The following is a 16195-nucleotide window of genomic DNA, read 5'->3' as shown; positions in this document are numbered from 1 at the left end:
ATGAGAGAGACACGGCTTAACCGATTTGTACAGTTTAGTTTGGCGGCCACAGAGCGTTGGTCCCACGCCTTCCCATCCCGAACAGGACCGTGAAACGACGCATCGCCGATGATAGTATGGATACCCATGTGAAAGTAGGACACCGCCAAACCCCCATACCGAAGCCCCTGATTGGAAACAGTCAGGGGCTTCTTACGCATGGCTAACGACTATTTGAAGCGCGGAAGCGTTCTCCGGTCTCCCAGTCATTGTGGGATATGCTGCCGTATAGGGCTTGATTGGTTCGGTGATGAAAAAGAAATAATAGAATAGGTAACAGGCTGCCTGAAAGCGGGAAACTCTTCAGGCAGCCTGTTGTTTGTGCTGTGTACTTGTGTTTTGTTACGTTACTTCTATTCAACCATTTAATAAATAAAACAAATTTTTAATGCTTGCGGATTAGAAGGAAAGCACAATCCGGCTGGTTAGCTGAACACACTTTAAGCACACCTATATCCTCATCAATGCTGATATTTTCAGTATTGTGTGCGGCGGTAAAGATTGGAAGGTGATTGCTGTGTTATTGTGACTAACATCAAAGCTCTTATCCGTAATTAAATGGAGTATTGTTACTAAATCCGCCTACGGTTCGGCAGTAATAGAATAGAAGTCAATGCCGGAACAAACAGCAGAAAACACATGAAAAATGATTTTATGCGCTTGAAATTTATCTGCCCATGCCCATTTTAACAAAAACAGAAAACGGCATGGATGCCGATGCAGGAACTAATTCCAACAATTATTATATTTTCAGGAGTATTGAATATGGCAAAAGTAATTGGTATTGATTTGGGTACAACCAACTCGTGTGTGGCCATTTCCGAAGGCGGGCAGAACAAAGTCATTGAAAACGCGGAAGGTGCGCGCACCACGCCTTCAGTGATTGCTTATTTAGACGGTAACGAAATTCTGGTGGGAGCACCCGCCAAACGCCAAGCGGTAACCAATGCAAAAAATACGATTTATGCAGTAAAACGCTTGATTGGCCGCCGCTTTGAAGACAAAGAGGTGCAAAAAGACATCGCCAGTATGCCGTTTGAGATTGTCAAAGCGGGCAATGGTGATGCGTGGGTGAAAGCACAAGGCAAAGAATTATCACCGCCGCAGGTTTCCGCTGAAATATTGCGCAAAATGAAAAAAGCGGCTGAAGATTATTTGGGCGAAACGGTTACCGAAGCGGTGATTACCGTTCCGGCGTATTTTAACGACAGCCAGCGTCAAGCCACCAAAGACGCAGGACGCATTGCCGGTTTAGATGTTAAACGCATCATTAATGAGCCGACTGCCGCCGCGTTGGCGTTTGGTATGGATAAAGGCGAAAAAGGTGACCGTAAAATCGCCGTATATGATTTGGGCGGCGGTACATTTGATATTTCCATCATCGAAATTGCCGATGTGGACGGTGATAAACAATTTGAAGTGTTGGCAACCAACGGCGATACTTTCTTGGGTGGCGAAGACTTTGACCAACGTTTGATTAACTACATTGTTGATGAATTCAAAAAAGATCAAGGCATTGATCTGAAAAATGATGTGATGGCATTGCAACGCTTAAAAGAAGCGGCGGAAAAAGCCAAAATCGAATTGTCCAGCGGTCAGCAAACTGAGATAAATTTACCTTACATCACTATGGATGCAAGCGGTCCGAAACACTTGGCGATGAAAATCACCCGTGCTAAATTTGAAAGTTTGGTGGATGATTTAATTACCCGTTCGATTGAGCCTTGCCGCATCGCTATCAAAGATGCCGGACTGAGTGTCAATGATATTGATGACGTCATTCTGGTGGGCGGACAAAGCCGTATGCCCAAAGTGCAAGAAGCGGTGAAAGATTTCTTTGGAAAAGAGCCGCGTAAAGATGTGAACCCTGATGAAGCGGTTGCCGTGGGTGCGGCCATTCAAGGAGCGGTGCTGGCGGGTGATCGCAATGACGTGCTGTTGCTGGACGTTACGCCTTTGTCTTTGGGTATTGAAACCATGGGTGGGGTGATGACCAAACTCATCAACAAAAACACCACCATTCCCACCAAAGCCACGCAAGTATTCTCCACTGCCGATGACAACCAAAATGCGGTAACCATTCACGTGCTGCAAGGCGAGCGTGAAAAAGCCTCTGCGAATAAGAGCTTAGGGCAGTTTAATTTGGGTGATATTCCGCCTGCACCGCGCGGTGTGCCGCAAATTGAAGTGATGTTTGATATTGATGCCAATGGTATTTTGCATGTGTCTGCCAAAGACAAAGGCACAGGCAAGCAAGCCAACATCACGATTCAAGCCTCTTCCGGTTTGAGCGAAGAAGAAATTGAACGCATGGTGAAAGATGCGGAAGCCAATGCCGAAGAAGACCGCAAACTGCATGAATTAGTGGGCAGCCGCAACCAAGCCGAAGCCTTGATTCATTCCGTGAAAAAATCATTGAATGAATACGGCGATAAATTAGATGCTGCAGAGAAAGAAAAAATAGAAGCCGCCGTAAAAGAAGCGGAAGAAGCGGTGAAAGGCGAAGACAAAGCCCTGATTGATGCCAAAGCCGAAACCTTAGGTACTGCCAGCCAAAAATTGGGTGAAATGATGTATGCAGCCGCCCAAGCCGAAGCAGGGCAAGCTCAAGGCGGCGGTGAGCAGAGCAGCGGTAAAGCCGATGACGATGTGATTGATGCATCGTTTGAAGAAGTGAAAGACAAAAAAGACTGATTAATCGGTTTTAAGCAGCTACACAAAAAAATCGCCAAGCAGTGTTGTTATTATTGCTTGGCGGTTTTTTTCAGGCAGCCTGAAATTGATATAGTCAAACTGCTTTTTTTTCATCACGTATTTCATAAATTATCTATGCCCAGTACAGAAAATTATAGCTGTACTATTATTTTTTCAAAAAAAACATAGCCTATTCAGCAGATTTCAGATAATTAGCCGTAATTTTTCTGGCTAGTCGTTTTGAAAAATTTAATAGTTCAGCTATATTTTTCTGTACCATTCCATTGTTCTAAATCAAAAAACTTGCCCTTGAAAAAATTCTCATTGCCAAGATACTTTGCCGTCAGCTTGAATACCACACAGCCATCTGGGCAGACAATCTCCTTAATCCGTTTATCGCTTCCGCCGATGTTTTCCAAATCGCCGCCACTTCTAACTGCCTCCATGATTGGAAACAGCATCAGCATGACTTTGGAGCAAATCCCCTGCCCGGCTGCATTGACAGGACAGCCGTAGGTACAGGTGTATTTATCACCGACTTCTTCACCGTTTCAACAGTAGTGCTCCGTGTGATCACTGCGCAGAAAGCCTGTAACTTCAATTTCAAATTCGTATTCCTCGTCATACCATTTTTTCATATTAGACTTCTTTTCTAAAAATTCAAATTTATATTTCCAGTAACATAAGCCTATTATTAATCAGGTAATGGACGGTGCGGAAATCTGTTTTTTGCAGTCAAACCAATGTATTGTTTTGTCGTAACGGCTTAACAGTTGTTGGTTTTTTTCAGGTAGCTTGTGAGCCGCCCACGGTTAAGCCCGCATCAATACGCAAAGTGGGCTGCCCGACACCCACGGGAACGCTTTGACCGTCTTTGCCGCACACGCCCACGCCGCTGTCCAAAGCCATGTCGTTGCCAATCATGCTGACGTGTTTTAAAACTTCAGGACCATTGCCGACAATGGTTACACCTTTTACCGGATATTGTTTTTTACCGTTTTCTACCCACCACGCCTCTGATGCACTGAAAACAAAGCGTCCGCTGGTAATATCCACTTGCCCGCCGCCAAAGTTCACCGCATAAATACCTTTATCTACGGAAGCCAAAATTTCTTCGGGGTCGTGATTGCCGTTTTCCATAAAGGTATTGGTCATACGCGGCATGGGCGTTGCGGCATAACTTTCGCGCCGTCCGTTTCCGGTGGTTGCCGCGCCCATGAGGCGGGCGTTGGTTTCGTCTTGCAGATAGCCTGTTAAAATACCGTCCTCAATGAGTACCGTGCGTCCGGTTAAATTGCCTTCATCGTCAATATTCAAAGAGCCGCGCCGCTGCCGAATATTGCCTTGGTCAATCACGGTAACGCCTTTGGCGGCAACGCGTTCGCCCAGCCGTCCGGCAAATGCGCTTGTGCCTTTGCGGTTGAAGTCGCCCTCCAAACCGTGTCCGACTGCTTCGTGCAGCAACACACCCGGCCAGCCGTTGCCCAAAACCACAGTCATTGCACCGGCTTTTGCGGGGCGGGCTTCTAAGTTGATGAGGGCTTGTGCGGCGGCGGCATCTACGTAGCGGCGCAGGCAGTCGTCGTCGAAATACGCCAAACCAAACCGACCGCCGCCGCCGGCACTGCCTTGCTCACGCCGTTCGCCTTGTTTGGCGATAACGGTTACAGACAGCCGCACCAATGGGCGTACATCGGCATGCGTCCGCCCGTCGAGCCGTGCCAGATAAATCAAATCGTATTCGCAAGTCAGCCCCGCCATTACCTGCACAATGCGCGGATCGGCGGCACGTGCCAGCGTTTCCACTTTTTGCAGTAATGCCACTTTATCTGCTGCGTCCATGCCGATAATCGGATTATCGGCATCATAAAGCGACGGTGCAGATTGTTTGCTCACCATTTGATTCACTGCCGTTTGCTGCGATGCCGTGCCAATGGCACGCACGGCTTGCGCGGCTTGCTGCAAGGCTGATGCGTCCAAATTGTCGGCATAAGCAAACGCGGTTTTATCGCCGCTGACCGCACGCACGCCCACACCTTGATCTATTTGGAAGCTGCCGGACTTCACCATGCCCTCTTCCAAATGCCAGCTTTCATACGCTGTGCGCTGACAATAAATATCGGCATAATCCACAGCATGCTGTCCGATAAGGCGCAAGGCATGGTGAAAATCGGTATCGGCAAGTTGGTTTTGGGTGAGCAGATGCTGCTGAACAACAGACAAGGCAGGCTGGGAAAGAGTCATAAAATTCAGGTGGCTGTGCGGCGGGTTTAACACAAAATCAAGACAGTGTTTTTTCTTATCAACGCATTTTTGACACGGCGTTGTCAAAATCAGTCTTGTTTTTATGGTGTACGCACCGTATCGGCAAAAATAAAGAAGAAGCGGGAATTATAGCGAAAACTGTGCTGTCTGAAGGCAGTTTATGGTGGGTTAATTTTAGATGCTGTTTTAAAAAGAGGCGGTGTCAATTGATTTTCAGGCAGCCCGAATTGATACCGCGTGATTACTGCATACTGAACAGACAGCATTTTATATGGGTATAATCAACCAATCCCGTTTTATTGCTTTCGGAAGCAATATTAATCACATTCAGCAGAGAAATCATGAAAATCGCCATTATTGACTACGGCATGGGAAATTTGCATTCGGTGTTAAAATCGGTTCAGGCAGCCAATGGCATGAGCGGCGGTGCGGCTGAAGTGGTATTGACGGCCGATGCCGATGAAGTATTGCGTGCTGACAAACTTATTTTTCCCGGTCAAGGCGCGATGCCGGATTGTATGGCGGCATTAAACCGCAGTGGTTTGCGCGAAGCCGTTGCCGATGGTTTGCAAAATAAACCGTTTTTTGGTATTTGTGTGGGTGCACAGCTGTTGTTTGAACACAGCGAAGAAGGGAATACGCCGGGTTTGGGCTGGTTTTCAGGCAATGTGAAACGCTTTTCAGTGCAAACCGATGCGCATGGTGCGCGTTTGAAAGTACCGCACATGGGCTGGAATACGGTGCGGCAAATACAACAGCATCCGCTTTTTTACCACATAGTGCAAGAAGCGTATTTTTATTTTGTTCACAGTTTTTATTTCGCACCCAATGAATCGGATATTGTGCTGGGCTGTGCCGATTATCCCGATGAATTTGCGTGTATTGTCGGGCGTGATAACGTGTTTGCCACACAATTTCACGCCGAGAAAAGCCACCATGCCGGTTTGCAGCTATTGCAAAATTTTATTAAGTGGGACGGTAAAGTATGATTTTATTTTATTTTTACTGAATAAGTTTGCTATCATTTTGTACCGCTTTATTTTGATTTCCGTTTCATCAGCTCACTTTATTTACGAAAATGCTACTTATACCCGCAATTGATTTAAAAGAAGGTCAATGTGTTCGCCTGAAGCAAGGTTTAATGCAGGAAGCCACTGTGTTTTCCGATAAACCCGAAGAAATGGCTTTGCACTGGCAAAAACAAGGCGCGCGCCGTTTGCATTTGGTGGATTTAGACGGCGCTTTTGCCGGCAAACCGAAAAATTTTGCTGCAATTAAAGCGATTTTGGCGGCAATACCAACGGATATTCCGGTGCAATTGGGCGGCGGTATCCGCAATATGGACACCGTGGAAAAATATTTGGATTTGGGTTTGCAATACGTGATTATCGGCACGGCAGCAGTGAAAACCCCAACGTTTCTGCGCGATGCCTGCGATGCGTTTCCCGATCAGATTATCGTGGGCTTAGATGCCAAAGACGGACAAGTGGCGACCGATGGCTGGGCAAAAATAACCAAATATCAAGTAATTGAATTGGCAAAACGATTTGCCGATTATGGTGTAAACAGCATCATCTACACCGACATCGGGCGCGACGGCATGATGAACGGCGTGAATATCGAAGCCACTGTGAAATTGGCGGAAGCGGTGCCAATACCGGTGATTGCTTCGGGCGGGGTGAGTCATTTAGATGATGTCAAAGCCTTGTGCGCGGCAGAAGAGAGTGGTGTGATCGGTGCGATTACCGGACGCGCTATTTACGAAGGCAGTCTTGATTTTCAAGCGGCGCAGCGTTTTGCCGACGAGTGGGATGGAGTTGGCTGATGCGCAGTGCATAAGCCAAAGCAGTATTTAACTTTAACAGTAATCCCGGGGGGGATAAAATGATTGGTGCAACGATTTTCGGCGTATGGTTGCTGACAACTTTTCGGCGGCAGCGCAGTGCTTTTTGGGAGTCTTGTGTGGTGATTTGGGTGATTATCGGCGTGAATGCCTTAATTGCCCATGCCGCTCCTGAGATAAATGGAATATGGTTGCTCAGCTGGGGAATATGCTGGCTGTTTGTGTTTTTTTCATTTTGGTTTATGGACGTGTTGTGCGCCACTTTTGTCGGCAGTGTTATTTTTGTGGTGTCTGCTGCCGTCGGTTATTTCTATCTGAGTGAACGTGCGGCTGGCTTGGCGGAAAATTTTATCAAACTGTGGTTTGGCTGAACTTTCGGGCTGCCTGAAATTTTGCTTTTCAGGCAGCCTTTGTGCAGACAGGCTGCCTGAAAAATGATTGGCGTATTTTTTTGTGGATAAATTATGGCACTTGCCAAACGCATTATTCCGTGTTTAGACGTGGATAACGGACGCGTGGTGAAAGGCGTGAATTTTGTGTCTTTGCGCGATGCGGGTAATCCGGTGGAAGTGGCAAAACGCTACAACGACGAAGGCGCGGACGAGATTACCTTTTTAGACATCACCGCCAGCTCTGATAACCGCGATACACTTTTGCACGTGATTGAAGACGTGGCATCACAAGTATTTATCCCGCTCACCGTCGGCGGCGGGGTGCGCAGCGTTGCCGATATTCGCCGCTTGTTAAACGCCGGTGCGGATAAGGTCGGCATCAATACTGCTGCCGTTGTCAATCCCGATTTGGTGAACGAAGCCAGCGGCTTCTTCGGCAATCAAGCGATTGTGGTGGCGATAGATGCCAAAGCCGTGAATGAAGACAACACCCGCTGGGAAGTATTCACCCACGGCGGACGAAAACGCACGGGGATTGATGCAGTGGTGTGGGCAAAAAACATGGCAGAACGCGGTGCTGGTGAGATTCTGCTTACCAGCATGGACAGAGACGGCACCAAAGCCGGATTTAATCTTGCCTTAACCCGCGCCGTCAGCGATGCAGTGGCTGTGCCGGTGATTGCATCGGGCGGCGTCGGTACGATTGCACATCTAATTGAAGGCATTGAAAAAGGTCATGCCGATGCGGTGCTGGCAGCCAGCATTTTCCATTTCGGCGAAGTGCGCATTGCCGAGGCAAAAGCGGCAATGGCAGCGGCAGGAATCAATGTCAGAATGCAAATTGATTAACGTTTTTATCAAGGTTGTATTGGCGTATCAAATAAAGATTTTTCAGGTAGCCTATTAATACAGGCATCAAAATTTTTTCATATAGAATAAATAACTAAAGAAAACATCATGGCAGGCAATACATTTGGGAAACTCTTTACAGTAACCACATTCGGCGAAAGCCACGGTAAAGCCATTGGCTGCATTGTGGACGGTTGCCCGCCATTATTGCCGTTGAGTGAAGCCGATATTCAGCCGGATTTAGACCGCCGCAAACCCGGCACCAGCCGCCACGTTACCCAACGGCGCGAAGCCGATACCGTGGAAATTTTATCGGGCGTGTTTGAAGGCAAAACCACGGGCACACCGATTGCCCTGCTGATACGCAATACCGACCAGCGCAGTCAAGATTACGGCAACATTGCCGAACAATTCCGCCCCGGACACGCCGATTACACCTATTGGCACAAATACAGAATCCGCGATTACCGCGGCGGCGGGCGCAGTTCGGCGCGGGAAACCGCCACGCGGGTTGCGGCGGGTGCGATTGCCAAAAAATGGTTGCATCAGCAATTCGGCACAACAATTACCGCCTATGTTACCCAAGTTGGTGAACAAAAAATTGTATTTGAAGATGAAGCCTATATTGCTGAAAATCCGTTTTTTGCCGCCAATCGCAGCCAAATTGCCGAATTGGAGGCCTATATGGACAGCGTGCGCAAAGATTTGGATTCTGTCGGCGCACAACTGCACATCATTGCCCGCCATGTGCCTGTGGGTTTGGGCGAGCCCGTATTTGACCGCTTAGACGCCGATATTGCCCATGCCATGATGGGCATTAATGCTGTAAAAGGGGTGGAAATCGGCGCGGGTTTTGCCAGCGTTTCCCAGCGCGGCAGTGTTCACGGCGATGAAATCACCCCGCAAGGTTTTTTATCCAATCATGCCGGTGGCGTGTTGGGCGGCATCAGCACAGGGCAGGAAATTCAGGTGAATATTGCGGTGAAACCCACCAGCAGCATCGCCGCGCCGCGCCGCTCAATTGATATTCACGGCAACGCAGTTGAATTGGCAACCCACGGCAGACACGACCCTTGCGTTGGCTTACGCGCCGCGCCAATTGCCGAAGCCATGCTGGCACTGGTGCTGATTGACCACGCTTTGCGCCAGCGTGCGCAGAATGGAGATTGGCGGTAATTGGTTTCATTCAGGCTACTTGAAAAATATCGGTAACGGCAGCGGCAGCGGCTGTGCCTATGCAAGATACAAAGCGATCCATTGTTTGCCGCCAAGCTCTTGATGATAAACCTTGGTATTGCTGCTTCTCACAATAGTATGGATAAATGACTAAATTACGGTTATGTAAAAACACAGCAGCGCGCCAAATGCAAATGATTGGTATCTTCAATTTATTTTAATAATGTTCTCGTTATTCGGTACAACCCACAAAGGATTTACTGATGAGTTTAACCATTCCCCGCAGCCAATATGCAGCCGCCTACGGTCTGACAATCGGCGATAAAGTGCGTTTGGGCGACACCTGTTTATTTGCCGAAGTGGAACAAGATTTACTTACCCACGGCGACGAATGCAAATTCGGCGGCGGCAAATCGGTGCGCGACGGCATGGCGCAATCGGCAACCGCCCCGCGCAGCGATGAAAACGTGCTTGATTTTGTTATCACCAACGTTTTGATTTTGGATTATTGGGGCATTGTCAAAGCCGACATCGGCATTCGTGACGGCAAAATCGCCGGTATTGGTCAAGCGGGTAATCCGGATACCATGGACGGTGTTACACCCAATATGATTATCGGTGCTGCCACCGAAGTACACAACGGCGCACATTTAATTGCCACTGCCGGCGGCATTGATACCCACATTCACTTTATTTCACCGCAGCAAATCACCCACGCCATTGAATCCGGTATTACCACCATGATTGGCGGCGGCACCGGTCCTGCCGACGGCACCAACGCCACCACGGTAACCCCGGGCGCGTGGCAATTGAAAAGAATGTTTCAGGCAGCCGAGAACGCGCCGGTGAATCTGGGCTTTTTCGGCAAAGGCAATTGCGCCTCCCTGCCGCCTTTGCGTGAGCAGATTGAAGCGGGTGCACTGGGTTTGAAAATCCATGAAGACTGGGGTTCTACTGCTGCCGTGATTGATGCTTCATTGACAATCGCCGATGAGATGGATGTTCAAATTGCCATACACACCGACACCCTCAATGAAGGCGGTTTTCTGGAAGACACCATGCGCGCGATTGACGGCAGGGTGATTCACACTTTCCACACCGAAGGCGCAGGCGGCGGTCATGCGCCCGACATTATTAAAGCGGCGATGTATCCGAATGTGCTGCCTGCTTCCACCAATCCCACACGTCCGTTTACCATCAACACCATAGATGAGCATTTGGATATGCTGATGGTTTGCCACCATTTGGACAAACGCGTACCCGAAGATGTGGCTTTTGCCGATTCACGCATTCGCCCCGAAACCATTGCCGCCGAAGATATTTTGCACGACATGGGCGTATTTTCCATTATGAGTTCCGATTCACAAGCGATGGGGCGTGTGGCAGAAGTCATTATCCGCACATGGCAAACCGCCGATAAAATGAAACAGCAGCGCGGCAGCCTGCCTGAAGAAAACGGCGGTAACGACAATTTCCGAATCAAGCGTTATTTGGCAAAATACACCATTAACCCCGCCATTGCACACGGCATTAGTGATTATGTCGGCTCTGTTGAGCCGGGCAAAATAGCCGATTTGGTATTGTGGAAACCGGCATTTTTTGGTGTGAAACCGGAAATCATCATCAAAGGCGGTGCCATCAGTTATGCACGCATGGGTGATCCCAATGCTTCTATCCCCACACCGCAGCCGGTGATTTACCGCCCGATGTTTGGCGCGCTGGGCAAAGCCGTGCAAGAGACCGCTGTACTGTTTGTCTCGCAGGCAGGCGTGAATGCCGATATTCGTGCACAATACGGTTTGTGCAAACACACTTTGCCCGTGCACAACTGCCGCAGTATTGGTAAAAAAGATCTTATTCACAACAACGCCATGCCGAACATTACCGTTAATCCGGAAACCTATGAAGTGCGCGTCAACGGTGAACACATCACCTGTGAACCCGCTGTTCAAGTGCCGTTGGCGCAGCGATACTTTTTGTTTTAGGGCAAATACGGTTGGGCAAAAAATTTGTGTTTGTTCGGTTTTTTTGGCAGCACGTTAAAAAACCGTTCAGATCATGTATGAGTCATTGACGTTAAACCGATGAATCTGATAATCCAAAGCATTATTGCGCCGCAAACCGCTCTGAGGGCTTCAGGTAGCCTGACGAATCAAACCGTTGATTATGTTCGCTTACAATGGTTTGAAGCCGATCGGCGCTTGTTGCGCACCCGCACAGAAGGCGGGCGCGAAATTGCGTTTCGGCTGCTGAAAGAAGGGCAGCGTCTGCATCACGACGATGTGGTGCATCTGGACAATAAACTGGCGATTGTGGTGGCCATTGAACCCAGTGAAGTTATGGTGCTGTCGCCGCAAACACTGCCGGAAATGGCGCGTGTCTGCTATGAAATCGGCAACAAACACACGCCGCTGTTTTTGGACGGCAACGAATTGCTGATGCCGTATGACAAACCGCTGTTTGAATGGCTGCTTGCCGCCGGTTTTGCTCCGCAGCGCGGCAACCGCCGCCTCAGCGAGCAGTTGCGCGCCAATTCAGCACCCGGTGTGGGCGGCGGTCATGCGCATACGCATGAACATCTGCACAGTCATAAACACGAACACAGCCATACACCACACCACCATTAGGCTGCCTGAAAGGATAAGCCATGAAAAGTGCTGTATTTTTATGCCATTCTTGCCTGAAGCCAATATGTTGATTTTTTGCCGAAATTTAACCGAATGAACGCCGCTGCACTCGCCCAATGGGGGCAATTGCTGCAATTGGCAGATCCCACTTTGCCGATTGGCGGTTTTAACCATTCCGGCGGCTTGGAAACCTTTGTGCAGCAGCGCGCCGTACACGATGCGGACACCTTGCGTGCGCTGGTGTACACGCAATTACAGCACAATTGGCTGCACAACGATGGGGCTTATGTGTCGCTGGCGTTTGATGCGGCAGCAGCGCAGGATTTACCTGCTTTGCTGAAATTAGATGAACGCATCGGTGCAGCCAAAGCACCGCGGGAGCTGCGTGAAAGCAGTTTTAAACTGGGTGTGCGCTTGTTGAAAATTTTTGCCCGTCAGCCATTGCCGCAATTGGCAGCCGATTTTCAGGCAGCCATAGCGGCGCAACAGGCGCAGGGCTTTTATCCGCTGGTATTTGGGCTGTTGGCAGCGGCTTTGGGTTTAGACAAAGCACATTCATTGTATGCGTTTTATTACAATGCCGCTGTTGGGTTGGTAACCAATGGCGTTAAACTGATTCCGCTGAGCCAAATGGTAGGCCAAGATATTTTGCTGGCTTTGCACGAACCGATTGCCCGTGCCGCAGCCGCCAGCATTGTGCCTGTACAGACACACATCGGTGCTGCCGCGCCTGCCACAGACATTCGTGCCATGCAGCATGAACATTTATATACCCGCTTATACATGAGTTAGCCCTTTCCGCCGCAATTTTTGAAACCCGTTTTAACCATAAGGAAATGATGATGAAAAAACTGCTTGCCGTTCTATTGTGCCTCAGTCCGGTTTTGGCACTCGCTCACCCGGGTCATGACACCAACGGCGTAATGGCCGGTTTAATGCACCCTGTCGGCGGCTGGGATCATTTATTGGCAATGGTGGCTGTGGGTTTATGGGCAGCCACGTTTTCCGGCAAAGCACGCTGGCTGATTCCGACCACATTTATCGGCGTGATGGCGGCGGGCTTTGTGTTGGGCATCAATGGCATACACATACCCATGACAGAACAAAGCATTGCCGCTTCCGTATTGATATTGGGCTTGGCGGCTGCATGGGTTAAAAAAATGCCAACGGCGGCAGCCATGATACTGGTGGGCGTGTTTGCCTTGTTTCACGGCCTGGCACACGGTGCTGAAATGGGCGCACACGGCGCATTGGGCTATGCGCTTGGTTTTGTTTTGGCAACTGCCGCTTTGCATGCCGCGGGTTTTGGCTTGGGCTGTGTTTCGGTTAAACACGCATGGCTGCGGCGCGTTTCAGGCAGCCTGATTGGTTTAATCGGTTTTGGTATGTTAATGGGTGCATAATATCAACCATGAACATGCTGAAAACCCAGTAAAAACCATTTTGTTTACTGCCGCTCCAAACAGGCGGCAGTGCTTTTTTCAGGCAGCCAAATCGGTTCAGTCTCCAAAAAAACACCAAATTTTTGCTGCACCGCATCTTGAATATGACGCGACAAAGCAACCACATCGGCAGCGGTGGCGTGGTTTTTGTTTACCAGCACCAAAGCCTGTTTCTCATGCACTGCCGCCCCGCCGATTTGAAAGCCTTTTAAACCGCAGTAATCAATCAGCCAGCCGGCGGCAAGTTTGACCTGCCCGTTTGCTTGCGGGTATTGCGGCAAGTTTGGATACCGTGCTGCCAATGCCGCAGCGGTTGTTGCATTGGTAATCGGATTTTTGAAAAAACTGCCGGCATTGCCCAAAAGACGCGGGTCGGGCAGTTTGGTTCGGCGGATTTGGCACACAGCCTCTGCCACTGCGGCGGCAGTAAGCAGTTTGCCTTGAGACAAGGTTTCGGCAACGGTTTTTAAATCGCCGTAACCCAGCCGCGGAACAAATTGGCGGGACAACACAAAACGCACCGATAAAATCACATACCGCCCTTTGCCCGCTTGTTTGAACAGGCTGTCGCGATACGCAAAACAGCAATCGCCGTGGCTGAACACCACTTCTTTTTTGCTGACCAAATCAAAGCAGCGCACGGCTTCGATGCGCGAACCCACTTCCACACCGTATGCGCCGATGTTTTGTACCGGAGCCGCGCCGACCGTTCCCGGAATCAGGCTTAAATTTTCCAAGCCGCTGAACCCCTGCGACACGGTGTATTGCACAAAATCATGCCAAATTTCGCCCGCCTGTGCTTCCACGCGCACGTTTTGTTCATCGATAAACTGATGACTGATGCCTTTGGTTGCCATGCGCACCACCAAACCAATGTAATCGGCACAAAACAGCACATTGCTGCCGCCGCCGAGCCACAATACCGTGTCTTGCCGATATTCAGGCTGCCTGAATATTTCAGGCAGCCGATTTTCATCTTCCAGCGTACACAGAGCCGCTGCCCGTGCCGACAGTCCAAACGTATTAAACGGCGTTAAATCCGCATTATGTTGTAACATCATCACACCACCCTTGCCGCGTTGCCAAACGATTGCTTTGCCAATGTAAATACCACACCAAGGCAATGGCGGCGCACAACAGCGAGATCACCAAAGCCGTCCAAAAACCATACAAGCCCCAGCCAAAGCCCAAACCCAGCAAAGAACCCAGCCCCAAGCCAAAGCCCCAAAATGTAATGGCATGGATAAACATCGGGATTTTGGTGAGTTTGTAGCCGCGTAAAGCGTAAGACGCAATGGTTTGGGTGCCGTCTGAAAACTGACACACAGCAGAAAACAGCAGCAGCGTCATGCCAATGGCAATCACCGCTTTATCCGAGGTATAAAGTGAAAGCCATTGTTCACGCAGCAACAGCAGCAGCGTTGCCGTAATACATGTACCGATTAAGCCCAAACTCAAGCCCACGCCCGACACATACCGCGCCCGCCGCAGCTTGCCCATGCCCACCGCTTGCGCCACCCGCACCGCCAACGCTGTGCCGATACTCAGCGGCAGCATATAAATAAGCGAAGTAATATTAATCACCACTTGCTGCGCCGCCACGGGCAGCACCCCAAACCGAGCCACCAAAATGCCGATAAAAGTGAACAAACTCACTTCCAGAAAAAATGACAAACCAATCGGTATGCCCAATTTTAAAATCTGCCATTGTTTTACCCATTGCGGTAGCTCAAAACGGCTGAATAAACCAAATTGTGCAAAATAATCGTGGCGCGATACATAGATGCCCAAAGCCAGCGCATTAAACCAAAAACACAATGCCGTTGCCAAGCCACAGCCGGCTCCGCCCATTGCCGGAAAACCCAGTTTGCCGTACACAAATACATAATTGAGCGGAATATTCAATAAAAGTGCCGCCAAGCTGACCAGCATAATCAGCTTGGGCTTATTCAGCGACGAAGCATAGGCGTAAAAAGTGCGGTGTAGCATTGCAGCCGGAAAACCCAGCGACACCCAAAATAAAAAACGGCCGAATGTGTGATCGGTGTAGCTGCCCAAGTTCAAATATTGCTGAAGCGGCGCAATTATCAGCCACAGCGCACACATGCCGAACACACCCAAAAACAAGCCAAACCACAGTCCTTGCCGTCCGTATTCGCCAATGGCGCGGATTTGATTGGCACCATAAAGCTGCGCCAAAATCGGATTAAGCGCAGTCATCACCCCCATAAACATAACATAAAGCGTAATAAACACATTGCTGCCCAAAGCCACTGCCGCCAAATCTTCCGCACCGGCATGACCCGCCATCACAGTATCCACCACACCCGTACCCACCGATGCCGCTTGTGCAATCAAAATCGGTACTGCCAAGCGCAGCAATTCGCCGGACTCGTGAATAAATACCGAACGCGGATAACGATTTAATTCAAATAGCATTTTTTGCCTTAATAAACTGTTTTATTGGTGCGGAAAATATTTTCAGGCAGCCTGAACGCATTTTTTATCGGCTGCCTGAAAAGAAAGCAACAGACTATTATAAGTAATAGCCGCGCGGTGTTGTGTAATTGTCATCTGATTAAAACGGTTTTCAGGCAGCATGAAGTGTAAATGGCTGCTGCGTGCTTGGTATGTTGCTACTCTATGAGACGGGTGTTGTTGCTGGCGCAGCACAGTAAGGCTGCTGCGTGCTTGGTATGTTGCTACTCTATGAGGGAGCGGACGAATATAGCCAATTTTCATTGATTGGCTGTATGGCAGCGAGCGGCGCGATATGCTGTTCGGCGGCGACGGGCGAGACCATATATCAGCAGGCGCAGGCAATGATTTGATATTGGGCGACGCCAATTACACCGCCAATCCACGTAC

Annotated in this window: 14 protein-coding genes, 1 rRNA gene and 2 pseudogenes; 12 read left to right on the top strand and 5 right to left on the bottom strand. The window is 49.4% G+C overall.

Annotated features, from left to right (window positions below; all coding sequences use genetic code 11):
• The first annotated feature begins 38 nt into the window (after nt 1–38).
• Both rrf and dnaK read left to right on the top strand, forming a co-directional pair.
• Nucleotides 39–151: ribosomal RNA gene (gene rrf / locus Q384_RS08895) — 5S ribosomal RNA — on the top strand.
• A gap of 653 nt (nt 152–804) precedes the next feature.
• Nucleotides 805–2733: a molecular chaperone DnaK gene (dnaK, locus tag Q384_RS08890; protein WP_037587267.1), complete on the top strand. Its 1929-nt coding sequence runs from the start codon at nt 805–807 to the stop codon at nt 2731–2733.
• A gap of 257 nt (nt 2734–2990) precedes the next feature.
• On the opposite strand, the pseudogene Q384_RS08885 reads toward dnaK, so the two are convergent.
• A pseudogene (locus tag Q384_RS08885) lies at nt 2991–3266 on the bottom strand (hypothetical protein); the annotation flags it as partial.
• A gap of 253 nt (nt 3267–3519) precedes the next feature.
• Nucleotides 3520–4977, bottom strand: coding sequence for a metalloprotease TldD (gene tldD, locus Q384_RS08880; RefSeq protein ID WP_037587269.1), 1458 nt, complete (start codon nt 4975–4977; stop codon nt 3520–3522).
• Nucleotides 4978–5339: 362 nt separating this feature from the next.
• Between tldD and hisH the strand changes: the two genes are divergently transcribed.
• The 9 genes from hisH (at nt 5340) to Q384_RS08835 (ending at nt 13288) form a co-directional block, all read left to right on the top strand.
• Nucleotides 5340–5987, top strand: a complete 648-nt coding sequence (gene hisH, locus Q384_RS08875; RefSeq protein ID WP_037587265.1) for an imidazole glycerol phosphate synthase subunit HisH — start codon at nt 5340–5342, stop codon at nt 5985–5987.
• Between the two features lie 89 nt (nt 5988–6076).
• Nucleotides 6077–6823, top strand: a complete 747-nt coding sequence (hisA, locus tag Q384_RS08870; protein ID WP_037587263.1) for a 1-(5-phosphoribosyl)-5-[(5-phosphoribosylamino)methylideneamino]imidazole-4-carboxamide isomerase — start codon at nt 6077–6079, stop codon at nt 6821–6823.
• A gap of 59 nt (nt 6824–6882) precedes the next feature.
• A complete protein-coding gene (locus tag Q384_RS08865; RefSeq protein WP_037587262.1) occupies nt 6883–7212 on the top strand; it encodes a hypothetical protein in 330 nt (109 codons plus the stop codon).
• 93 nt (nt 7213–7305) lie between these two features.
• A complete protein-coding gene (hisF, locus tag Q384_RS08860; RefSeq protein WP_037587261.1) occupies nt 7306–8082 on the top strand; it encodes an imidazole glycerol phosphate synthase subunit HisF in 777 nt (258 codons plus the stop codon).
• 108 nt (nt 8083–8190) lie between these two features.
• Nucleotides 8191–9258: a chorismate synthase gene (aroC, locus tag Q384_RS08855; RefSeq protein ID WP_037587260.1), complete on the top strand. Its 1068-nt coding sequence runs from the start codon at nt 8191–8193 to the stop codon at nt 9256–9258.
• A 263-nt stretch (nt 9259–9521) separates the two neighbouring features.
• Nucleotides 9522–11243 carry an urease subunit alpha gene (gene ureC / locus Q384_RS08850; protein ID WP_037587259.1) on the top strand — a complete coding sequence of 574 codons (1722 nt, stop codon included), beginning with the start codon at nt 9522–9524 and terminating at the stop codon, nt 11241–11243.
• 99 nt (nt 11244–11342) lie between these two features.
• A complete protein-coding gene (ureE, locus tag Q384_RS08845; RefSeq protein ID WP_037587258.1) occupies nt 11343–11885 on the top strand; it encodes an urease accessory protein UreE in 543 nt (180 codons plus the stop codon).
• 93 nt (nt 11886–11978) lie between these two features.
• Nucleotides 11979–12677 carry an urease accessory protein UreF gene (locus Q384_RS08840; RefSeq protein ID WP_037587256.1) on the top strand — a complete coding sequence of 233 codons (699 nt, stop codon included), beginning with the start codon at nt 11979–11981 and terminating at the stop codon, nt 12675–12677.
• Nucleotides 12678–12721: 44 nt separating this feature from the next.
• Nucleotides 12722–13288, top strand: a complete 567-nt coding sequence (locus Q384_RS08835) for a HupE/UreJ family protein (protein ID WP_037587255.1) — start codon at nt 12722–12724, stop codon at nt 13286–13288.
• A gap of 44 nt (nt 13289–13332) precedes the next feature.
• On the opposite strand, the gene murB is transcribed toward Q384_RS08835, so the two are convergent.
• The 3 genes from murB to Q384_RS13355 are packed head-to-tail and all read right to left on the bottom strand — an operon-like array spanning nt 13333 to nt 16069.
• Entirely contained in the window at nt 13333–14391 is a 1059-nt protein-coding gene (gene murB, locus Q384_RS08830) for a UDP-N-acetylmuramate dehydrogenase (RefSeq protein ID WP_169740854.1), read from the bottom strand.
• A complete protein-coding gene (locus Q384_RS08825) occupies nt 14372–15766 on the bottom strand; it encodes an MATE family efflux transporter (protein WP_037587253.1) in 1395 nt (464 codons plus the stop codon). The genes murB and Q384_RS08825 overlap by 20 nt, the downstream gene beginning before the upstream one ends.
• A gap of 42 nt (nt 15767–15808) precedes the next feature.
• Nucleotides 15809–16069, bottom strand: a complete 261-nt coding sequence (locus tag Q384_RS13355) for a hypothetical protein (RefSeq protein ID WP_156956519.1) — start codon at nt 16067–16069, stop codon at nt 15809–15811.
• On the opposite strand from Q384_RS13355, the pseudogene Q384_RS14530 reads away from it, so the two are divergent.
• Nucleotides 16062–16195, top strand: a pseudogene (locus tag Q384_RS14530) (hypothetical protein); the annotation flags it as partial. The gene Q384_RS13355 and the pseudogene Q384_RS14530 sit on opposite strands and share 8 nt — an antisense overlap.

It is taken from the genome of Stenoxybacter acetivorans DSM 19021 (genome assembly GCF_000745895.1).
Taxonomy (GTDB): domain Bacteria; phylum Pseudomonadota; class Gammaproteobacteria; order Burkholderiales; family Neisseriaceae; genus Stenoxybacter; species Stenoxybacter acetivorans.
This window is presented reverse-complemented; position numbering and strand designations above follow the sequence as displayed.